Annotated in this window: 19 protein-coding genes; 12 read left to right on the plus strand and 7 right to left on the minus strand. The window is 37.7% G+C overall.

The genetic code is table 11. The features are described 5' to 3' along the window. Both ASU31_RS25290 and ASU31_RS25295 read left to right on the plus strand, forming a co-directional pair. The coding region (locus ASU31_RS25290; protein WP_057935029.1) for a ferritin-like domain-containing protein at positions 1-654 on the plus strand (654 nt) is incomplete at its 5' end. Between the two features lie 18 nt (positions 655-672). Further along, positions 673-1566 carry a ferritin-like domain-containing protein gene (locus ASU31_RS25295; RefSeq protein WP_057935030.1) on the plus strand — a complete coding sequence of 298 codons (894 nt, stop codon included), beginning with the start codon at positions 673-675 and terminating at the stop codon, positions 1564-1566. Positions 1567-1740: 174 nt separating this feature from the next. On the opposite strand, the gene ASU31_RS25300 is transcribed toward ASU31_RS25295, so the two are convergent. After that, a complete protein-coding gene (locus tag ASU31_RS25300; protein ID WP_057935031.1) occupies positions 1741-2865 on the minus strand; it encodes a CofH family radical SAM protein in 1125 nt (374 codons plus the stop codon). A 152-nt stretch (positions 2866-3017) separates the two neighbouring features. Here ASU31_RS25300 and ASU31_RS25305 point away from each other — a divergent pair, with 152 nt between their 5' ends. Further along, the gene (locus ASU31_RS25305; RefSeq protein WP_057935032.1) at positions 3018-4262 is read left to right on the plus strand and encodes a M16 family metallopeptidase; all 1245 of its coding nucleotides are present in this window, start codon (positions 3018-3020) and stop codon (positions 4260-4262) included. Then, positions 4255-5526 (plus strand): M16 family metallopeptidase, encoded by a 1272-nt coding sequence (locus tag ASU31_RS25310; RefSeq protein ID WP_057935033.1) that lies wholly within the window; start codon positions 4255-4257, stop codon positions 5524-5526. The genes ASU31_RS25305 and ASU31_RS25310 overlap by 8 nt, the downstream gene beginning before the upstream one ends. Before the next feature lie 156 nt (positions 5527-5682). Here the strand turns inward: ASU31_RS25310 and ppnP are convergent, their stop codons facing one another. The 4 genes from ppnP to ASU31_RS25330 all read right to left on the minus strand — a co-directional run bounded on the left by ppnP (position 5683) and on the right by ASU31_RS25330 (position 11029). After that, positions 5683-5964 (minus strand): pyrimidine/purine nucleoside phosphorylase, encoded by a 282-nt coding sequence (gene ppnP / locus ASU31_RS25315; RefSeq protein WP_057935034.1) that lies wholly within the window; start codon positions 5962-5964, stop codon positions 5683-5685. An 8-nt stretch (positions 5965-5972) separates the two neighbouring features. Continuing rightward, a complete protein-coding gene (locus ASU31_RS25320) occupies positions 5973-7868 on the minus strand; it encodes a DUF3857 domain-containing protein (protein WP_057935035.1) in 1896 nt (631 codons plus the stop codon). Then, entirely contained in the window at positions 7868-9871 is a 2004-nt protein-coding gene (locus tag ASU31_RS25325; RefSeq protein ID WP_057935036.1) for a DUF3857 domain-containing protein, read from the minus strand. Before ASU31_RS25325 ends, ASU31_RS25320 begins: the two co-directional genes overlap by 1 nt. Before the next feature lie 150 nt (positions 9872-10021). Beyond that, on the minus strand, positions 10022-11029 hold the full coding sequence (locus tag ASU31_RS25330; protein WP_057935037.1) for a sterol desaturase family protein: 1008 nt from the start codon (positions 11027-11029) through the stop codon (positions 10022-10024). 229 nt (positions 11030-11258) lie between these two features. Between ASU31_RS25330 and guaB the strand changes: the two genes are divergently transcribed. The 5 genes from guaB (at position 11259) to ASU31_RS25355 (ending at position 17680) form a co-directional block, all read left to right on the plus strand. After that, the gene (gene guaB, locus ASU31_RS25335) at positions 11259-12728 is read left to right on the plus strand and encodes an IMP dehydrogenase (protein ID WP_057935038.1); all 1470 of its coding nucleotides are present in this window, start codon (positions 11259-11261) and stop codon (positions 12726-12728) included. A 358-nt stretch (positions 12729-13086) separates the two neighbouring features. After that, positions 13087-15666: a TonB-dependent receptor gene (locus ASU31_RS25340; RefSeq protein ID WP_057935039.1), complete on the plus strand. Its 2580-nt coding sequence runs from the start codon at positions 13087-13089 to the stop codon at positions 15664-15666. A gap of 200 nt (positions 15667-15866) precedes the next feature. Beyond that, on the plus strand, positions 15867-16460 hold the full coding sequence (locus ASU31_RS25345; protein WP_057935040.1) for an LOG family protein: 594 nt from the start codon (positions 15867-15869) through the stop codon (positions 16458-16460). Between the two features lie 158 nt (positions 16461-16618). After that, positions 16619-17080 (plus strand): MaoC family dehydratase, encoded by a 462-nt coding sequence (locus ASU31_RS25350; RefSeq protein ID WP_029275744.1) that lies wholly within the window; start codon positions 16619-16621, stop codon positions 17078-17080. 60 nt (positions 17081-17140) lie between these two features. Further along, the gene (locus ASU31_RS25355) at positions 17141-17680 is read left to right on the plus strand and encodes a hypothetical protein (RefSeq protein WP_057935041.1); all 540 of its coding nucleotides are present in this window, start codon (positions 17141-17143) and stop codon (positions 17678-17680) included. On the opposite strand, the gene ASU31_RS25360 is transcribed toward ASU31_RS25355, so the two are convergent. Together ASU31_RS25360 and ASU31_RS25365 are read right to left on the minus strand one after the other, a co-directional pair. Continuing rightward, positions 17677-18138 (minus strand): iron chaperone, encoded by a 462-nt coding sequence (locus ASU31_RS25360; RefSeq protein ID WP_057935042.1) that lies wholly within the window; start codon positions 18136-18138, stop codon positions 17677-17679. The genes ASU31_RS25355 and ASU31_RS25360 overlap by 4 nt on opposite strands. Before the next feature lies 1 nt (position 18139). Beyond that, positions 18140-18583, minus strand: coding sequence for a DUF2721 domain-containing protein (locus ASU31_RS25365; protein ID WP_057935043.1), 444 nt, complete (start codon positions 18581-18583; stop codon positions 18140-18142). A gap of 253 nt (positions 18584-18836) precedes the next feature. Between ASU31_RS25365 and ASU31_RS25370 the strand changes: the two genes are divergently transcribed. The 3 genes from ASU31_RS25370 to trxB all read left to right on the plus strand — a co-directional run bounded on the left by ASU31_RS25370 (position 18837) and on the right by trxB (position 23069). Next, the gene (locus ASU31_RS25370; protein WP_057935044.1) at positions 18837-20465 is read left to right on the plus strand and encodes an acyl-CoA carboxylase subunit beta; all 1629 of its coding nucleotides are present in this window, start codon (positions 18837-18839) and stop codon (positions 20463-20465) included. A gap of 260 nt (positions 20466-20725) precedes the next feature. After that, entirely contained in the window at positions 20726-21889 is a 1164-nt protein-coding gene (locus ASU31_RS25375; RefSeq protein WP_057935045.1) for a dipeptidase, read from the plus strand. A gap of 223 nt (positions 21890-22112) precedes the next feature. Then, entirely contained in the window at positions 22113-23069 is a 957-nt protein-coding gene (gene trxB, locus ASU31_RS25380) for a thioredoxin-disulfide reductase (RefSeq protein WP_057935046.1), read from the plus strand. Positions 23070-23128 lie beyond the last annotated feature (59 nt).

Genomic DNA, 23128 nt, shown 5'->3' on the forward strand with positions numbered 1-23128 from the left:
AGATCTTTTCTTCAGTATGCAGGTGCAGGCGCTGCTGGCATCGCCTTGGTTGCAGCCGGTTGTAAAAAAGATCGTGGTTACGAGAATCCTATTATGGGAGGCGCAACCTTAGATTTTAAAGATGATTTCGGCGTATTAAATTATGCTTATGCTTTAGAGCAATTAGAAGCTGCATTTTATATAAAAGTTGCTTCAGCACCTCCTGCAAGTTTCACAGCTGCTCAAAAAGCATATTTCCAGGATATTCAGTTCCATGAGATTGCACACAGGGAGTTTTTTAAAGCTGCTTTAAGTACAGCTGCAATTGGAAGTTTGGAGGTAGATTTTTCATCAATTGATTTTACCAGTTCTGCTAGTGTTTTAGGTACGGCAATGGCTTTCGAAGATTTGGGAGTGGCAGCATACAATGGTGCCGGGCCAAGAATTAAAAATGGCACTTATTTATTGTTAGCAGGTAAGATTGTTTCGGTTGAGGCTCGTCATGCAGCTTATGTTCGTGATTTAATCTCAAACGGTTCATTTGCTGATCTCAATAGCCTGGCTCCATTGGGTGCCAATAACGCAGCTGGTTTAGATGCAGCTTTAACACCAGATAAAGTGTTAGCCATTGCTGGAAAGTATATTAAAACCAAAATTAATGTTATCAATCTTTAATTTTTAAAATCAGAAATTATGAATATCGTAAATATATTAGAAGAAATTGAAAAAGTTGACGGTGAGATCTATGAAAGATTAAATCCGAGAAGAGCTGCAATGAAAAGCTTTTTCAACATGGGCAAAAAAATCTCTTTGGCTGCTATGCCGCTAGCCCTAGGTTCAATGTTTCAAAAAGCGTATGGACAAACAGCTTTACCTGCTGTGGTTGTTGATGTATTAAACTTTGCTTTATCGCTAGAGTATTTGGAATATCATTTTTATAATCACTGTATTGTAGGCAAAACTCCAGGATCGGCAGTAACTGATGTTACTTTTAATTTTCCTAATGCCGCAAGTCAAGCAGCCATTACTACTATTCGTGATCACGAAAAAGCACACGTTGATTTATTGATAGGTGCTTTGGGAAGTTCTGCCCGTGCACCAATTGCCTATGCGGATACCGATTTTAGAGCAGGTGGAACGTTTTCTACTGTATATTCTGATTATGGTACTTTTTTAGCGGTAGCACAAGGTTTTGAAGATACTGGAGTTAGAGCATACAAAGGTCAGGCAGGAAACTTACTGGTAAGTCCGGGCGTATTACAAACCGCTTTACAGATCCACTCGGTTGAGGCACGTCATGCTTCGCACATCCGTCAAATGCGTACAGCAGCTGGTACAGCAATATATAAGCCATGGGTTAGTCTTGGTGCTTCAGGTCAGGCAAATGATTCTGGAGTTCCTCAGGTAGACGCAGTATATGCTGGCGAAGATTTAACGGTACAAGCTGGTGCAAATATTGTAGGTATAGGTGGCAATGCAGGCATAACCAAAGCAGTAGCAGTAGAAAGTTTTGATGAGCCTTTGGATAAAGCCAGTGTAATCACAATTGCTAACTTATTCTTGAAAGATGGTAAAAAGCTATCATAGCAAAGTTTTTACATTATTGATTAGGTAATGTTTTGTTTAAGGTAGGGAGGTAGAACTTGGTTTTACTTCCCTTTATTTATTAAGATTATTAAGATGATAGGATTTTAAAATCAATGTGTATAATAGAATATGTTTCCATCTTACATATTCCATTCACATTATCCATCTCTATCTCTAGTACGTGATCACCTGTTCTTCCAAATGCTCAGGCAAATCCCTGTAATTGTATTTTTGTCCGCGTAACTGAGGTTCGAAACCGGCAGCTTTGATTGATTGCTGGATACCATTCGCCGTAAAACGGTGTGGTGCACCAGCAGCCGATACTACATTTTCTTCGATCATAATCGATCCAAAATCATTTGCACCTGCATGTAAACAAAGCTGTGCGGTTGCTTTACCAACGGTTAACCAACTGGCCTGAATGTTTTTAATATTAGGCAGCATAATGCGGCTCAAGGCAATCATGCGGATATATTCATCAGCTGTTACATTGTTGCTGATGCCACGGAGTCTTTTTAATAAAGTTCCATCATCCTGGAAAGGCCATGGAATAAAAGCCAGGAATCCGTTTGCATCGGCTGGTTTTTCACTCTGTACCTGACGGATCCATACCAAATGTTCAAAACGCTCTTCGATGGTTTCTACGTGTCCAAACATCATTGTTGCTGATGTGGTAATATCTAATTGATGGCACGCGCGCATTACATCAAGCCATTCCTGTCCGCCGCATTTTCCTTTTGAAATTAAACGCCTTACACGGTCATTTAAAATTTCGGCACCTGCACCAGGAAGCGAATCCATTCCTGCTTCTTTTAACGCTTTTAATACTTCAGTATGCGTCATTCCTTCCAGCTTTGCAACGTGTGCAATTTCGGGTGGCCCCAAAGCATGTAATTTTAAATCAGGATATAATTCTTTTAGTTTTTTGAAAAGATCGGCATAAAAGGCTAAACCTAAATCTGGGTGGTGACCGCCTTGTAATAATAACTGATCTCCACCTAAACGGAAAGTTTCTTCAATTTTTACCTTATAGGTTTCGATATCAGTAATATAACTTTCCTCGTGGCCAGGCCTGCGGAAGAAATTACAGAATTTACAGTTGGCAATACATACGTTTGTCGTATTTACATTACGGTCGATCTGCCAGGTTACTTTGCCACTTGGTACCTGAATTTTCCTTAATTCATTCGCTACAAACATCAACGACGCCGTATCGGCATGATGGTATAAATGTACGCCTTCTTCAAGGCTCAAAAAATCGAAATGTAATGCCCGTTGCAGTAAATCGGCTGTATTCATACTACAAAGATAAGGAAAAGGGAGGGAAGGTTGAGGGGCTAAGGTTTAAGGTTTGTCAAAAAAATAACAAACACAGTTAATGCACCAAAATCTATTAAATCTTCCTCATCAGTGAAATCATTTATTATATCTTTACGGTTCTAAAAATTAATATGGTAGATTTTAATCGTTTTACACTTGCCAATGGTTTAAAAGTTTTGGTGCATGAAGATGCGACAACGCCAATGGCAGTTTTAAATATTTTATATGATGTTGGTGCCCGTGACGAGGACCCTGAAAAAACTGGTTTTGCGCATTTATTTGAGCATTTAATGTTCGGCGGATCGGTAAATATTCCGAATTATGATGAGCCTTTGCAACGCGTAGGTGGTGAGAACAACGCTTTTACGAGCAATGATATTACCAATTATTACATCACGCTGCCTGCAGAAAACATAGAAACGGCATTTTGGTTGGAAAGCGACCGTATGCTGAGCCTGGCTTTTTCTGAAAAGAGTTTAGATACGCAAAGAAATGTGGTGAGTGAGGAGTTTAAGCAACGTTATCTTAACCAGCCTTATGGCGATGTTTGGTTAAAGTTGCGTCCGCTGGCTTATAAAAAGCATTCTTATCGCTGGGCAACTATTGGAAAAGAGCTTTCGCATATCGAAAACGCTACAATGGACGATGTAAAGGCATTTTTTAAAAAACATTATACACCACAAAATGCAATTTTGGTTGTAGGTGGAAATGTGAAAACCGAAGAGGTGAAAAAACTGGCTGAAAAATGGTTCGAACCGATCCCAGCGGGAGAGAAGTACAGCCGTGACTTAGTTCAGGAAGAACCGCAAACAGAAGCGAGACAAGAAACTGTGAAGGCAAATGTGCCTTTAAATGCAATTTATATGGCTTTTAAAATGCCAGGGAGGTTAAATCAGGATTATTATGCCTTTGATTTATTATCTGATATTCTATCACGTGGGCAGTCTTCGCGCTTGTATAATAGCTTGTTGAAAGAGCAGAAACTTTTTAGCGATATCAATGCCTACATTTCGAGCAGTTTAGATCCGGGTTTGTTTATTGTTGAAGGTAAATTGGTAGAAGGAATAACAACCGAAACTGCAGAAAAAGCAATCTGGTCTGAACTGGAAAAATTAAAAGCCGAGCTGGTTGCTGATAACGAATTAACCAAGGTAAAAAACAAGGTAGAATCTGTACTTGTTTTTTCTGAAATGAGTTTATTGGATAAAGCGATGAACCTGGCTTATTATGAGCTTTTAGGTGATGCGGCTTTATTAAATCAAGAAACAGAAGAATTTTTAAAGGTTAAAGCAGAAGATATTAAACGGATATCCAATGAAACTTTCCAACCAAATTCATCATCAACTTTATATTATTTAACTGAAGAAAATGCTTAACAGACAACAAGCGCCTGATTTTAAGCAGGTATCTACAATAAATTTTATCCATCCAGAAAAAAAAGCATTGGATAACGGAGTGCCCGTTTTTACAATCTATTCAGGAGAACAGGACCTGGTACGTATCGAATTTATTTTTGAAAATGTAAACTGGAAGTTCGAAAAGCCATTACAGGCCATTGCGGTAAGCGCATTGATCAATAATGGCACAAATAAATTATCGGCGAAAGAAATAGCCGAACAAATTGACTTTTATGGTGCATTTTTCCAAACAGAATATGTTCAGGATCAATCTTCAGTTACATTATACACTTTAAATAAGCATTTACATTCGGTATTACCCATTGTTAAAGATGTTTTATCAGAAAGCCAGTTTCCACAGCATGAACTTGATATTTACATTCAGAACCAAAAGCAAAAGCTACAGGTAAACCTAAAGAAGAACGATGTTCTTTCGAGAAAAGAATTTGCACATGCTTTATTTGGCGATACAGCTTATGGAGTAAACATACAAGCTGGTCATTATGATGCATTAAAACGCGAAGATTTAATTGAATATTTTAAAGCTGCCTACGCGCCAAATAATTGTACCATCATCGTTTCGGGTAAGTTTGATGATGCCAGTTTTAACCTGCTGAACGATGCTTTTGGACAAGATTGGGAAAAAAGTAATGCGGTAAAGAACAGTTTCAATTTTACTTCAACAAAAAAACAGTTTGTTTACACGGAAAAACCAGAAGCTTTACAGTCTGCGATCAGAATTGGTCAGTTGGCCATTAACCGTAAACATGAAGATTTTTCTGGTCTTCAGATTTTAAATACCGTTTTAGGTGGATACTTTGGTTCGCGCTTAATGAATAACATCCGTGAAGATAAAGGCTACACTTATGGCATTGGTTCTGGGATTTCTTCGCTACAACAGGCTGGTTATCTTTTTATTGCTACTGAAGTTGGTGCCGATGTTTGTTCGGCTGCATTAACTGAGATTTACAAAGAGATAGAGATATTGAAAAATGAACTGGTAGGGGAAGAAGAACTGGATCTTGTTCGGAACTATATGTTGGGTTCGATGTTGGGCAGTTTAGAAAATGTGTTCTCACATGCCGATAAATTCAAGAACATTTATTTCGCAGGATTGGATTATGATTACTATTCCAAATATATAGAGAAGGTTAAAACCATTACTGCCGAAGAATTATTAGCCTTGGCAAATAAATACCTTACTACTGATAGTTTTACCGAGGTAGTAATTGGGAAGAAATAATTATAAATATCCCCCGCTATTCGTCATCTCGACTGAAGCGTAGCGAAATGGAAAGATCTATCCAGATAGATTTTGCTTCGCAGAGCCTTCGGGTTCTCGGCTTCGTTACACTCCGCTCGAAATGACGACTTTTTCGGTTTGTTATTCTTTTATTAACTACCTATACTGGCATAAATAGGCCGTTTGAACACTAGCCTTTACTTTAAAAGATGAGTTTGCAGGCACTTCAAAATTACTACCGGCTTTAATGCTTTGCCAATCTGTAGTACCTGGTAAAAGCGCTGTTAGTTCACCCTCCATAATATGCATAATTTCTTTCTGGGCTGTTCCAAAAGTATATTCTCCTGGATTTATAACGCCGACAGTCGATTTTCCTTTAGCGGTTTCATAGCCTAACGATTTAACGTTGCCATCAAAATATTGGTTTTCAGTAATCATATGCTAATTTATAAAGTTTTTGCTAAAACAGCTTTTTGTTTATCAGCCTGGTAAATCTTTTTATAAAAATCTACATACTCACCATATTTTTCTGGTGGATACTTTTTATTGTTCATGGTTTGTATACGGCTATAAACAATCATATTATCCTTAATACTAAATTTCGCGGTGTACGATCCAAACTCAGAGTTAATCACAATATCTTTTGGAATAAACTCTACATTATACCCTTTTGGTAAAATGTAATTAATTTCATCATCGTCATTATAACTAAAAGGAACAGCAAAGTATGTTTTTCTTCCCTCTACTTTAAGCGGAACACTCTCGCGGCGGTTAACCTGGTTTACCACCAGAAATAATTTATCTCCACCTTTGGTTAACAGCGGATTAGTTTTAAAATTAATCTCTTCGGTAAGCACTGGTAACGTTTTATCTGGCTGTGCATACTTATAACTAATCAGCTCTGCTACCGGAATAGGACTATCTTCAATTATTTTTTTCCGGAGATCAACGGGTTCCATTAAAGTCATCGAAAAATTTTCTTCAAACTGTGCGTTGCCATAAGTAGATTTTATTTCAGAACTGGCTGTACCATCTTCTGCCAGTGTAATTTTGGTTCTTCTGATCTGATAATTTTCTTTGGCATTGTAAGCAGGGGTATGCACTATTTTTCCCCCATCTTCGGTAACCATTAATACATTCCGGTCAGAATTGCTGTAGCCGATAAATCCCATTGGCTTATATTGGCTGGTACATTCTAAAAAAGTAGTATCTTTTGCCAATGGAACACACAAAATCATGTGGTTCGCCTGCCCCATGCTCGAGTAATTCGGATTTAAACTGGGCATATCATTTCCAATTACAATTAGATTGGAAGCAATTCCTGCTTCGTTTAGTAAGGCCTTCATATAATTAGAAAGCGCTTTACAATCGCCGTAATTTACCTGGGCAACTTTTTCAGCTAAAATTGGTCTGAAGCCGCCAATCCCCAGTTGAACACTTACATAACGGGTATTTTGCTGCAAATGGTTATACAAAATCCGTATCTTTTCTTTTGGTGTTTTGGCATCCTTGATTAAATTCTGTACCATTAATTTGGTTGCTTCAGGAAGTTTATTCCCACCCTGATTTAAGGTAAACAGCCACGATCCGAAATTTTTCCAGTTATCGAAATTTCCTGTCGAACCATCGTATTCAAACTGATTAGGGGAGGCTTTAACCCAGGCAGAAATGTTATCGATGCCTGTACTTAAAGGCTCTTCAGCAACTGCTGCAACATTGGCACTTTTCCATTTGTACTGTACTTTTTCTCCGTTAATTACCGAGTCGGTCTGTAAATTCGAACTCGTAATGTACCGCATTTTGTAGTTTTTTGCCTTCTGGATAGTGTGGGCCGATTTCTCTACTGATACTCCAAAACCTTTAATGTCGTGCCACGAAGGAAAAGAAAGCAATCCTTTATAATCCTGGCTATAACTGTATTCTATGGTGTATGGATAAGTTATGCTTACGAATTTTAAGAGCTTAAGCCTGTTGTCTTCGAAGATCGAAAAATCCGAAATCAGGCTTTGGTCTTTAATATCAGAACTTTTATAGTCTTTTACTTTTTTTCCTGCTGCATCGTAAAGGGTAGCTCTAATATTGTATATGCTGCTGAATTTATCGTAAACTTCAGCCATTTCACCATATTCTTCGCCTGCCTTGTTCAAAATGGTTATCGCCACTTTATAATCCATTTTTGCTTCACCTAAACCCTTAACATCAAAGAAAGATTCTTCGTTTCTAATTACCACAACAGCATCCTTTTTAAGGTTTTCGGGGATCTTCGCCACATCGTAATCTATCTGTGCCAATGCAGTGTTAATGCTTACAATCGTAAGCACCAAACTTAAATAGTATTTCATTATACTTTCTTTTTAAATACGATTTGTTCAGCTTGTTTTTCTACAACAGCTTTAAATAATTCTTTTAAATCAAAATATTCTTCAGGTGTATAAAGCGATTTACTCACATTAATGGTACTTTTCACCATTAGGGTTTTACCTTCAGTTACATAATTAATGCTAAAGGTTCCGTTGTTTTCCGGAAGTTTGTAAATGCCTCCTTTAGGAAGTTTATCTATTTCATAATCATCAGGGAAGTTTACCGTAATGCGGTAGCTTTCTTTAAATGGATAAGCAAAATCGACCGGGAATTTTCGTTGTTCTAGTTTGAATAAATTTTCCTTGGTTCTTTCGAAAAGCAGGGGTGTAAAATACACCAGATTTCCGGCTTCTTCCACGTTATCTTCAATTACTGCATCCATGGTTTCAGTCAACAGCTCATCAAGATTGTCGAGGTTATCTATTTTATAATTAGAAACTTCAAGACCTGTTTTGTCTTTTTTTAAGTTTTTAACAAATTCGGTTTCGTTATTTGTTTTTCTGTATTTATTGCGAAGGTTTAATGCGCTATAACCTTTTGAGTATTGATTAATTTTTCCTGTTAACTTACGGTCTTTATCGAGCGTCATGTTATAAACAAAAATCTTTTCGCTCGATACACTTGGTTCAGTAGAAAGCCATTTCCCATTAAAGCTTTTTAAATCCATATAAAAGCCCTGGTGACTCAGGTTTTCATAATCTAACATGCCTGCTGGAAGATCTTTATCTGTAGCATCAAGAAAATATAAATTATTCCCAATTTGGGTAACACCAATTACGTTATTGAACGCCGATACTACCGGGTATCCTGGGTGTTCACCATTTTCTCTTGTGCTAATTAAAACAGGGTAGGCATCAATTTTTGCTTCCTTTAATAAGCTTAATAAGGCAAGGTTAATATCAGCAGATGAGCCTGTTTTCTTTTCGAAAATACTTTTTGGATTGGTTTCGTTAGCATACTTCGAATATTCCTTATTCCATTTTAAGTTGTTTTTAACATAGTTGACAATAAGCTTTACTGCAGCCAAGGTATCCTTTTCTCCTTTCAGAATGCCTGGAAGTACAGATTTGGAATAACTGTTTTTATTAATAAAACCACCAAAATTTTCATCTTCGGCCAGCCCTTGAATGATTTTTGGCCACGAACCATTAAAGTCTTTATATAGTTCGCCTGGGAATTGGGTCCCCCTAAGTTCAAATTCTATTTTAGGGGTATAATCAGCCATTGTGGTTACATATGGCTCTTCTTTTAGTGCAGGTACATTTGCAGCACAATATTTGTCATAAACAGCATTAGAACTTAAGCCAGGGATATAGGATGCAGTTACAGTTTCATGTACTGGATGCTCAATTTGGTAGTATCCGCTCATATTGTTTTTGTATACGAAGTAATCAGGAATTCTAACATTATACTCAGACCATAGGGTCGGAATATTTGATTGGAATTCCCATCCGCGTAGTGTAAATGTAAAATCGGATCTAATTTTATACTTAAATTCGATAATCGATCCTTCTTTAACATTAGGCAATGCAAATTTTTTGATCACAAAGTTTTTGTTAAATTCCTCAGTAAACTTGGCATCTTTGTTCAGTTTACTGGTAACCATTTTGCCATCAACCATATTATAAGTTGCGGCATCCATAAAGCTGAGATCTTCTTTTGCAGAATTACTACTTCTGTAAAGTTCTACGTGATAATTGGCCAGATCATAAGCATTTTTATTTAAGATCTTGTAACGAATATGTCGTTCAAACACATAAATAAATCCTCCAGTAGAGTTATATTCGAAATAACAGTTGCCAACATCAAACAGTTTAATCGCTGAGGCAGAAGAGTCTTGGCCAGAGGCTTTCACTTCGAATTCTGTTGGTGCAATTTTACCAAACTTAAATTCTCTTTTTATGGGTTGAGCGGTTTGGGCATAAGCGGTGCTAACTCCAATGCATAGCATTAAAGTCAGAAATTTGAGAGCATTTTTCTGCATTTATAAAATTAGTTTTTTGGTTACTGCAATATTAAAAAGATTTAATTAAATATGATCAATTAATTGACAACATATTTTTAATCCAGGACTTTTAAATCAGCCTAATAAGGTATAAGCAAAAATTTTATAAAGTAGTTCCGTTAGCTCATCCTATGAGTTAGCCATTTCAGGTTTGTAGTTTTTCAAATATTCCGATCTCACTATTTTTGCCGTTTTATGGTCTTTGGTATGGCTCCATCCGGGAGGCATAAAGATGTATAGAAACTTGTTTTTAATACCTGGTGCACGCCAAACATCCTTGGCCAAGAGAACAATTTCACCGAAATAAGCATCTAAAAAGCTGTGTTTTTTCATTTCTCTGGTAATACCATATTCAATTTTTACTGTTTTATCTTCTTCCTGATAGGTTTTAAAAACATGGTCCCAGATGGGTAACAGGTTACAGAAGTTGGTATCCATATACAATGCATTCTTGGCATGGTGTACACGATGGTGAGAAGGAGTAAGGATGATTTTATTTAAAAACCCAAAACGGCCATCTTTAGAAATGTTTTCTCCAATGTGGATAAAAGATCCCCAAAAACCGTCGATAAACATGATTAAAAAAAGCAGGGCAGGGCTTACCCCCAAAAGAATGCATGTTGTAGTTCTAATCAGGTCTGCATAAGGTGCTTCAAGAAAAAAATGTGCAAAATTTACCGATAAGTTCATGGTTTCAGGAGCGTGATGGGTGGAGTGCAAACACCAGAAAAGCCTTACTTTATGTGCTAAAAAATGATAAATAAAATGACCGAATTCCCAGATCACATAGCCATATATTAGCCAATACCAGGTAATCTCAGTTTTAAAAATGGCGTACCTGCCAAATAAACCAATACAGATAGACACCATTCCGATAGAAATAATGCGGCCGATAAAAGAATTAATCACCAGTGAAAAGAAAGAAATCCGGTAATCAACCACTTTAAAACGACGGTAAAATGCCATCCTGATGATTTCAAAAACTAATAAAAAAGGAATCAAAGGCCCCATAAGCGCGCTAATGCCATTCCAGCTCATAAACTGGCTATAATCATTGGTTTGCAGTAGTTTTAACAGCGCGGGTAAGCCGAAAAATCCAACGAGCCATTCCTTTACGCCCTCAAGAAAATCTATCATCTTATTATATTTGGTTTGTTGAAATTATATAAAACTAAAATTTTATTCAAATAAATTCGCTAAATAGTTAGGTCATTGCTACCATATACTCATTAAACCTTGATTTTGCTTTGTAGTGATAGCGATTGTCAGACAAGCTCAATATTTAAGCATTTTTATTATTATACTTTTATATTCCCTCAATTTTCGTATCTTTGCCTGGCAAATAATAAATCCTAATTTATTTGCTATGCAACTCGATTCCACAAAGTTTATTGCCACAGGTTTAACGTATGATGACGTACTTCTAGTACCCGCATATTCCGAAATTCTGCCCCGTGAAGTAAATACAGCCACTTTTTTAACAAAAAAAATTAAACTTAATGTTCCATTGATTTCTGCGGCAATGGATACTGTAACTGAAGCCGAACTAGCCATTGCCATTGCGCAAAATGGTGGTATTGGTATGTTACATAAAAACATGACTATAGAAAGACAAGCCGGAGAAGTACGTAAGGTTAAACGTTCTGAAAGCGGTATGATCCAGGATCCAGTAACCTTATTGGAAACAGCTGTTGTGGCCGATGCTTTCAAGATCATGAAAGAGCATAAAATTGGTGGTATTCCTGTTGTAAGCAGCGACAATAAATTGGTGGGTATTATTACAAATAGGGATCTACGTTTCCAAAAGGATATGAAAAGACCGATTTCTGAGGTAATGACTAAAGAAAATTTAATCATTGCACCAGAAGGTACTACTTTGGTTCAGGCAGAAGAAATTCTTCAGAACCATAAAATCGAGAAACTTCCTGTAGTAAGCAAAGATGGTTACCTAAGCGGTTTGATCACTTTTAAGGATATTTCGAAAGTTAAAAATTATCCTGCCGCCTGTAAAGACGAACGCGGCCGTTTACGTGTAGGTGCTGCGGTTGGTGTAACGGCTGATACTATACAACGTGTTGATGCCTTAGTTCATGCAGGTGTTGATGTAATTACCATCGATACTGCTCATGGTCACTCTAAAGGAGTAGTTGATAAATTAAAGGAAGTTAAAGCGAAATATCCTGATCTTCAGGTTATCGTTGGAAATATAGCAACTGGTGCTGCTGCAAAATTCTTAGCCGATGCTGGTGCCGATGCAGTTAAAGTAGGTATTGGTCCTGGTTCTATATGTACCACCAGAATTATTGCCGGCGTTGGTGTTCCCCAATTATATGCGGTTTACGAATGTGCCAAAGCTTTAAAAGGCACAGGTGTTCCTGTTATTGCCGATGGTGGCATTAAACACACAGGTGATATTGCCAAAGCAATTGCTTCTGGAGCAAGTACGGTAATGGCAGGTTCGTTATTTGCAGGAGTTGAAGAATCACCAGGCGAAACCATTATCTACGAAGGACGTAAATTTAAATCTTACCGTGGAATGGGCTCAATTGAAGCAATGGAGCAAGGTTCTAAAGATCGTTATTTCCAGGATGTGGAAGATGATATTAAAAAGTTAGTTCCTGAAGGAATTGTTGGCCGTGTGCCATTTAAGGGTACCTTAGCGGAAGTAATGTATCAATATATTGGTGGTTTACGTGCAAGTATGGGCTATTGCGGTGCAGCAAATATCGAGGCATTACAAGAAGCACAATTTGTGCAGATTACGGCTGCAGGTATGCGAGAAAGCCATCCGCACGATATTACGATTACTAAAGAAGCACCTAATTATACAAGATAAGGTATTTCCTTTCCAATAATCGTGATTGCGAGGAACGAAGCAATTTCAATTAGTCAAGATTTTTATAGAATTCAGCGGGGCATCGTTTACGATAGCCCCGTTTTGTTTTAGACCTTATAGGTTTTAAAAACCTATAAGGTCTGGAAATCAATTAAAAATAGAAAAATCACAAAATAAAATTTGGCAGATAAAATTTTTTAATATATTTGTCGACTAAATCTATAGGATTTATATAATAATCATGAAAACGAATCAAAAAACACGCTCGTATTGTTGTTGTAGCCATTCTAAAACAGTAATCGCATACTTTCGAACGAGTCATTAATCAACAACATTTAAACAAACTATATAACTAATCATGAACAAAAGTTTACTAATTCTCTTTTCATTTTTACTTTCGGCAAGTTTTACCTTTGCCCAAAGCCCAGTAACAGGTGTAATTAAAACAACAAATGGCAGTACAATACCACATGCTACTGTAAAGGTAAGGGGAACAAACCAAGCCGTAGTGGCTGATGATAATGGCGTTTTCAGTATAAATGTAAAACAAGAAACTCCATTTTACCTTCAAGTGAGCTCAGTTGGCTATAAACCACAGGATTTTCAGATTTTAAAACTTCAGGAAACACCAATAGAACTGGTTCTGGTAGAAAACGCATTATTGGATGAGATCGTTGTAACGTCGAGAAGACGTTCGGAGGTTTTACAGGATGTGCCTATTCCAATTACTGTAATTGGCGGCCAGGCAGCAGAAAATGCAGGTGCTTTTAACGTTAACCGTTTAAAAGAGTTAGTGCCATCTGTACAATTGTATGCTTCTAATGCCAGAAATACCACACTTAATATCAGAGGTTTGGGTTCAACATTCGGTTTAACAAATGATGGTATCGATCCGGGTGTAGGTTTTTACGTAGATGGTGTTTATCACGCGCGTCCGGCTGCTACCTCAACCGATTTCCTGGATATCGAACAAATAGAAGTAATCCGTGGTCCTCAAGGTACGTTATTTGGTAAAAATACTACTGCGGGTGCATTTAACATCACCACCACAAAACCTACCCAAACACCAAGTGCAAAAGTAGAATTGAGCGTTGGAAACTATAACTTTATCCAGGCAAAAACGTCAGTTTCGGGAGGAGTAGCAAAAAATCTTGCTGCAAAAATATCAATCTCCGGTACTCAACGCGATGGTACAATCTGGAATACCAGAGAAGAACGTAAATATAGCGGACAAAACAACCTTGGTTTTAAAGGCCAGTTGTATTTTACTCCTTCAGATAGGTTACAGATATTGTTGAGTAGTGATGTAAGTATTCAGCACCCTGCAGGTTACCCATTGGTAATTGCTGGTGTTGCACAGACAGAAAGAAGCGCTTACCGTCAGTACGCCAAAATTGTTTCTGATTTAGGTTATCAACAACCGAAAATTGATCCTTTTTCCAGAGAGATCAATACCAATACTCCCTGGAGACACAATCAGTCAATCGGTGGTATATCCTTAAATGTAGATTACAAGATTGGTGGCGGAACATTAACTTCTACTACTGCGTGGAGATTCTGGAACTGGGATCCTACCAACGACAGGGATTTCTCTGAATTATCAGCATTGACCAAATCTCAAGGTAACTCCCGTCATGATCAATATTCACAGGAAATTAGATACGCTGGTAATATCACCGATAAATTAAGTGGTGTAATTGGGGTGTTTGCCCTTGCTCAGAACTTAAAAGGTTTGGCCCAAACGGAAGAAGTAGGTAAAGATCAGTGGAGATTTGTACAAACCAGCAATACTGGTAGTCAGGCATTATACTCAACACCAGGTTTATTAGATGGCTTTGGGATCAAAACCAATTCGACCATCAAATCGTTGAGTGCAGCTATTTTTGCTCAGGTTGACTGGGAATTTTTAGAGCACTTTCACGTATTACCAGGTTTAAGATACACCTACGATAAAAAAGATGTGGATTACGACAGGGTAACTTATGGCGGATTGCAGACTACAGACGCCGCTTTGCTTGCACTAAAAGCCGCTGTGTATAGTAATCAGCAGTTCACTACTAAAGTAGATAACAATAATCTATCGGGTAACTTAACGGTTTCATACCGTCCTAACACAAAATTGAACGTTTATGGAACTTTCTCTACTGCTTATAAACCAGTTGGCGTTAACGTAGGTGGTTTACCAACTACTTCAACCGGACAGGCAGACTTATCAGTTGCTGTTGTAAAACCAGAATATGTTCAACATTACGAATTAGGTTTAAAAACAAAACCAGTTAAAGGTGCCATATTAAATGTTACCGCATTTAATACCGATATTAAAGATTACCAAACCAATGTTCAATCTCCACAGTTGGGTGTAAACAGAGGTTATCTTGCTAATGCTGAAAAGGTTAAAGTAAAAGGTTTAGAAATTGATGGAACTTATCAATTGGAAAGGTTCTTAACTTTAAATGCAGCCGTTGCTTACCTTGATGGGAAATATGTGAAATTCACCAATGCACCACTTCCTTTAGAAGAAACTGGCCATACTGAATTAATAAACGGTGTAGCGACCCAAGTGGCATTTAAAGATGCATCAGGAGGCAGATTGCCAGGTATTTCTAAATGGAATATTTCTGGAGGTTCTGAATTTAGTACCCCAGGTAATTTAGCAACCAGGGCTGGTAGGTATTTTATTGCGGGTGATGCGAGTTACCGTTCAGAATATTCTTCAAATCCTACACCATCAAGCATCTTAAATGTTAAAGGTTATGCTTTATTTAATGCAAGGTTAGGATTCAAATCAGATAAGTTCTCTTTATTTGTTTGGAGCAGAAATATCGCAAACAAAAACTATTATGAACAATTGCAGGCTGCAGCAGGTAACTCAGGCTTATATGCAGGTGTACTCGGAGATCCAAGAACTTATGGTGCAACAATCCGTTATTCTTTCTAAGATCGTTTAACAAAAAAATCTTTTCTCTTATATTTGGTTAAAAGGAGTGGCGTTAATGCTGCTCCTTTTTTTATTAAACCTATCAGGTTTTTAAAACCTGATAGGTTTAATAACGAATAACAAAAAACTGTAACAGCTTTGTGTAGAATTAAAATTTACAGAAAGCCGATAAAGTCTTAACTTCGGTAAATTTTAACTAAATGAATAAGCTTAAATCAGTTTGTGTGTATTGTGGCTCAAACTTTAATGGCGATGTAGCGCTGCGTAACGCAATAAAGCAACTGGCAGAAACACTTGTAAAACAGCAGATCAGATTGGTGTATGGTGGCGGAAGTGTAGGCGTGATGGGTGTATTAGCCAATGACGTACTCGAGTTAGGCGGTTTAGTTACGGGCGTAATTCCACAGTTTTTAATGGATAAAGAAGTTGGTCATAAAGGGGTAACCGAAATGATTGTAACGGAAAATATGCACCAAAGAAAACAGAAAATGGCCGATTTAAGTGATGGTTTTGTAATTTTGCCAGGTGGTTTCGGTACGCTTGAAGAGTTTTTTGAAGTATTAACCTGGTTGCAGCTCGGCCTGCATACAAAACCAATTGGCGTATTAAATGTAAATGGTTTTTACGATCCTTTATTTGCCCAAATGGATATGATGGTGCAAAGTAAATTTTTGAAACCGGCCAATCGTGATTTAGTTTTTAATGAGGCAAAGGCCGAAACTTTAATCGATAAAATGGATGATTTTTCTGCCATTCCAGATGAGGTTTGGTTTAGAGAAAGAAATCTGAGTTAATTATAGCGAAGTACTTCGGATTATAGTCAATGGCTAATAGTCAATGGTCGCACTGTTGATACTGATATGCTATAAACTACAAGCCATCATATTGGTAATCATACTAAAAATATAACAATATTATAAAATACCTGAATAAAGGAACTAAAATTACAAAAATGCAAATCATTACCTCCCACGCAGAATTTGAACAATACCTTGGCAAGGAATTAGGCGTTTCTTCATGGCATACCATTACACAAGAACAGATTAATAAATTTGCCGATGCCACATTAGACCATCAATGGATTCATGTTGATGAAGAAAGAGCCCAAAATGAAGGCCCTTTTAAAGCAACTATAGCGCATGGCTATTTAACGCTTTCGTTAATCCCTTATCTATGGAAAGAAATTGTTGATATCCAAAAACTAAAAATGGAGATCAATTATGGGATCGAAAGTTTAAGGTTTGCACAGGCTGTTACCGTAAACAGTAAGGTAAGGTTAAAAGCTAAACTGGCTTCTATTATCAATCTCCGAGGTGTAACTAAAGTAAATATGGCTATCGAAATGGAAATTGAAGATCAAAAGAAACCTGCCTTTAGTGGTGAGGTTGTTTTCTTGTATCATTTTGTGAATTAATAGCTTACAGTGTAGCGCATTGTTTATCTTTAACGTTAAATAAGGAAAAACAAATGCCTCATGATCGTAAACTGGAAATCTTTAAGTTTTATTTTAATTAGTCTCGCTATCCTTTCTTGCCAGAAGAATAAGGCTCAAAACAGTGCTGCTGATTCATTTTTGCCCATGCAGATTGGCAATTTATGGTATATGAATGCCCAATCCTACACCGAAATCAAGGATACTGTTCGCATCAATAAAAAGCTTTTTTACCAGTTTTATTCTTTGGTTGGTGGCGATGCAGTGAGTACAGTTTATTTAAGGATAGACGAGCAGAATAAATTAATTGAGGGCTATCCCGACAGTCCTTTGAAAACTTATACCAGAGCTGATTTCAATGCAAAAATTGGCGATAAGTTTTTCACGACAGGAGAAAAGGATGAAAATGATAACGAAGTAACTGTTATTCAAAAATCGGATACGGAAATTACTTTTTCGTTTGATCCGGTTTATCATCCAAATTTAAAAGGATACCCATCGCAGGTAAAATACATAAAAGGTAAAGGCTGGGCCGAAAAGTTTAAAAAGCTGAAGATTGATGGTGTAGTTTATCAAAATTAGCCTTTACGTTTATATACTTTTTCATATTGTTCAATCCATTGTGCTGGTGTAACCTTTCTGGTGAGCTCGGCAATTAATGCATACGGAATATCATCAGGTTTTTTAAAACGAACACAGCCTTTGCCCATATCAAGTTTGTATTTAGCGTGTTTAGGATATTCAGCCTGAAACCATTCCAGTAAATCAGTAAAAGCATACAATCCTAAGTGATGCATAACAATAAAATTCTTTTGCGAACCAATATTGATAAAAGGTAAAGCCTGTTCTGGTGTACAATGGTAACCTGGAGGATAAAGCCCGAGTGGAATAACATATCCCAGCATGCCGTAGGTAATCTGTTCCTCGAAACCAGCTGGCAGGTTTTCTAAAATAGTATCTCTCAATTTCGAAACCGGCGCTTTCCTTTCTTCAGGGAGGCTGTTTAAATATTCTTCTGGTGTATTAACAGATAGCTGCATATCAATCTTTATCAAATTTCTTTTTAAACCTACTTACAATTGATGGATTATCGAGCTCCTCTAAACTGCTCAATTCCAGCTCCAGTGCTTTTGTACTGATCTGGATTTCTATTAACGAAATGATTAACGATATCATAAAAAATATCAAACTCAGTGCAAAAAGAATTTCAGCAAAGGTATTCCACTCCAAATAAATAAAAAACATACAAAAAAGGCAGCTGGCAAAGCTAAGTACACCAAAAGCCTGCATGTTTTTGATCAGTCTTAAGCGGTAACGCAGGTTTTCGATCTGTTTATGAAGGGCTGCATTTTTATCGCCATCTTCATATTTCGATTTTAAACTTCTCACTAAACTGGCCAAAGCCAAAAAACGATTGGTATAAGCCAGCATAATTAAGCTGATGGCAGGAAACAATAGCGCAGGAATATTGATGGTTAGTTCCATTTTTCGGATTTACCCAAAAATATCATTTTAAACGGATAATTAACCACAGAGGGAACAGAGTTTTTACACAGAGGTAAACTGAGAAAATACTTTAGTTATCACTCAAATTATAGGAATCTAATCTTAAATAAAGCATTCAGATCTCTGTGTCCTCAGTGATTTCTCTTGTTTTCTCTGTGGTTTAAAATTTGCTGTGTACCAGAAACCGTTTTGGTCAATACTGTTTTTCTAAAATTAAATTTAAATTGCCACCATGAATATCGAATTCAATAAAAATGAGGATGTAAATAAACAGTTGGTATACGAACTGAAAACCAGACTCAAAAAAATATATTTAGGTGGTGGCGAAAAAAATGCGGCCAAACAAAAAGAAAAGGGAAAATTATTGGCCCGCGAGCGCATTGCTTATTTAATTGATAAAGATACCGACTTTTTAGAAGTAGGTGCTTTTACGGCTGATGGCATGTATGCCGAGCAAGGTGGCTGTCCTTCGGCTGGAGTGGTGTGCGGTATTGGCTATGTAAGCGGAAGACAATGTATGATTGTAGCCAACGATGCCACTGTAAAAGCAGGAGCCTGGTTTCCGATGACTGCAAAAAAGAACCTGCGCGCGCAGGAAATTGCTATGGAGAACCGCTTGCCAGTAATTTACCTGGTTGATAGCGCTGGTGTATATCTTCCGATGCAGGATGAGATTTTCCCCGATAAAGAACATTTTGGAAGGATGTTCCGTAACAATGCCATTATGTCGTCGGAAGGAATTGTACAGATTTCGGCCATCATGGGCGCTTGTGTTGCCGGGGGAGCCTATTTGCCCATCATGAGCGATGAAGCGATGATTGTTGATAAAACCGGATCGGTTTTTTTAGCGGGTTCTTACCTGGTAAAATCGGCCATAGGTGAGGAGGTTGATAATGAAACTTTGGGCGGAGCCACAACTCATTGCGAAATATCGGGTGTTACCGATTATAAACATCCTAATGATCAGGCCTGCTTGGATAGCATCAGGAACATCATGAGTATGTTGGGTGCGCCTCAAAACGCAGGTTTTGATCGGATTAAACCAGCGAAACCAAAAGAAAATGAAGAAGAACTTTATGGTATTTTACCTGAAAACAGGGATAAACCTTACGAAATAATGGAGATCATTAACCGTTTGGTTGATCAATCTGAATTTGAAGAATACAAAAAAGGCTATGGACAAAGCATTGTTTGTGGTTTAGGCCGTATTGATGGCTGGGCAGTAGGTATTGTAGCCAACCAGCGTAAAGTGGTGAAGTCGAAAAAAGGAGAGATGCAGTTTGGCGGTGTAATTTATTCTGATAGCGCCGATAAAGCCACCCGTTTTATTATGAACTGTAACCAAAAGAAAATCCCATTGGTATTTTTGCAAGATGTTACTGGCTTTATGGTAGGCAGCCGATCAGAACATGGTGGTATTATTAAGGATGGAGCTAAAATGGTTAATGCTGTTGCCAATTCTGTAGTGCCAAAATTTACAATAGTATTGGGGAATTCTTATGGCGCAGGCAACTATGCTATGTGCGGTAAGGCTTACGACCCTAGATTGATTTATGCCTGGCCAACGGCTAAAATTGCGGTAATGGGCGGTTCGCAGGCTGCAAAAACTTTACTTCAGATTCAGGAAGCCTCTTTAAAAGCAAAAGGTGAGGTAATTACGCCAGAAAAAGAAGCTGAATTGTTAAAAGAAATCACCGACAGATACGATAGCCAAACCACACCTTATTATGCCGCATCCCGGCTTTGGGTAGATGGTATTATCGACCCCTTAGAAACCAGAAAAGTTATTTCAATGGGAATTGAGGCCGCCAATCAATCGCCGATTACTAAGAAGTTTAATGTTGGGGTTATACAAACTTAGCGTTTCGATGTGCTGTCAGATGTTACCGTCTGACGGTTAATATTACATAATTTTTTTTATCACCTGAGGTACCTTAGTTTTTAATGTGCTGTCAGATGTTACCATCTGACAGTTAATATTACATAATTTTTTACCACCTAAGCCATCTTAGCACACCTGAGTTCTGAACATAAAAATGTCTTTGTTTTTTAGTGGTGAAAAAAATAGATGGGAACTTGAGTGTCTATACTGGTAAAAACAATTAATATTATATTTAGCGCATGAAAAATCTTTATCTTTTTCTTGTCCTTACACTATTGCAGATTAATCTCTTTGCCCAAAATTCAGATAAAATTCATCAAAATGCGATTGTAATCGATACCCATGGAGATATACTGTTCAATCAGATCAAATCGGGCATCGATATTGGGAAACTTCAGCCTAAAGGGAATTTCGATTTAGTGAGGGCCAAACAAGGTGGGTTGGATGTTCAGTTTTTCTCCATCTGGTGTGATGAAACAGGTGGGTATGCTGTAGCTAACCAGGAAATAGACTCGCTTTATAGTTTAATTAAACGATACCCCGATAAAATTAAACTGGTAACAAGCGCTAAAGATCTCGAGCAAGCGGTTAAACAACAAAAATTAGCTGCTATGATAGGGGTAGAAGGTGGTCATATGATCGAAAACCGTTTAGACTATATCGATAGCTTGGCAAAACGCGGAATGGCTTACCTCACCTTAACCTGGAACAACAGTACTACATGGTCCAGTTCGGCCGCCGAAGAAACCTCGGGTAAAGTAAAACCCGAAAATGCAGGTTTAAGCGATTTTGGAAAACAAGTTGTAAAACGATTGAATAAACTTGGGGTAATGATCGATTTATCGCACGTAGGCGAAAGAACATTTTATGATGCCATTGCTGCATCTGTCAAACCCATAATTGTTTCCCATAGCTGTGCTTATGCTCTAAATCCGGTTCCGCGAAATTTAAAAGATGATCAGATCAAAGCTGTCGGTAAAAATGGTGGTGTAGTCTGCATTAATTTCTACAGTGGTTTTTTAGACCATACCTTCAATACTAAACAAAAAGAATTCTTTGCAAAATATGATACCGAACTTAAAACATTGAGTGCTAAATATGGTAGAAGCAATGCAATTGATACCTTAATTTATAACCATCAGGTTGATGCCGATGCTACACGCCCGCCTATATCGTTATTGGTTAAACATATCGACCATGTAGTTAAATTAATTGGTATTGACCATGTAGGCTTGGGCGCAGATTTTGATGGCGCTGAATCTTTTCCCTTAGGTATGAGCAGCGTAGCAGATTATCCTAAAATTACAAATGAGCTGATTAAAAACGGATATTCGGAAAACGATATTAAGAAAATTTTGGGAGGCAATGTAATTCGGTTGATCAGAGAGAATAAAGGGAAGTGATTTTTGTGCTGTCAGATGTTACCATCTGACAGGTAAAAATCATCACGCATATATGTAGTCAATGTCAGATCGAAACATCTGACACCACGAATCTCTGCACCGGGCACGCGGCACTAAGTTCGTGATGTTAATAAGTAAACTATGTTGACAATGTGCACTTGCCAACAAATATTTAAAGCATTAAATTTGCGCTACGATTAATGAATTTCAAACACACAATATAATGTCACAAGAAAACGAACACGTTCAGTGTTTAATTATAGGCTCAGGTCCTGCAGGTTATACTGCTGCAATTTATGCTGCCAGAGCTGATTTAAAACCAATTATGTATACCGGTATGCAAGCTGGTGGTCAGCTTACGCAAACTACAGATGTAGAAAATTTTCCAGGTTACCCGCAAGGAATTATGGGGCCAGAAATGATGGAAGATTTCCGCAAGCAGGCAGAGCGTTTTGGTACCGATATCCGTTTCGGTTATGTAAGTTCGGTAGATTTCTCATCAACGCCACATAAAGTAGTGGTTGATGAAATTAAAACCATTACAGCTGATACCGTAATTATTGCTACAGGCGCTACAGCAAAATGGCTGGGTTTACCAAGTGAGCAACAATACAATGGTTTTGGGGTTTCGGCCTGTGCCGTGTGCGATGGTTTCTTCTTTAAAGGACAAGATGTTGCCATTGTAGGTGCCGGAGATACTGCTGCAGAAGAAGCAACTTATTTAGCAAAACTTTGTAAAACCGTGCATTTATTGGTTCGTAGAGACGAATTCAGAGCTTCTAAAGCAATGGTGAGTCGTGTGTTGGCTACACCGAATATTGTGGTGCATTACAATACCGAAACCCAGGAGATTTTAGGTAACGGTAAAAATGTAACTGCGGTTAAAGTTTTAAATAACAAAACCGGTGCCGAATCTGATATCGCAGTAGAAGGTTTCTTTGTGGCTATCGGTCACAAACCAAATACCGATATTTTTAAAGGGCAGTTGGATATGGATGAAACAGGTTATTTAGCTACCAAACCGGGTTCTACTTTAACCAATATCGAAGGTGTTTTTGCCTGTGGCGATGTGCAGGATATGTATTACAGACAGGCAGTAACTGCTGCAGGTTCTGGATGTATGGCCGCGCTCGATGCTGAAAGGTATTTGGCTGCTAAAGAACATCCTGTAGAAGCGTAAACAATACCGATAATATATTAAAAGCTCCATAAATAATTTTATGGAGCTTTTTTGTTATG

This window comes from Pedobacter ginsenosidimutans (assembly GCF_001442625.1).
Lineage (GTDB): Bacteria > Bacteroidota > Bacteroidia > Sphingobacteriales > Sphingobacteriaceae > Pedobacter > Pedobacter ginsenosidimutans.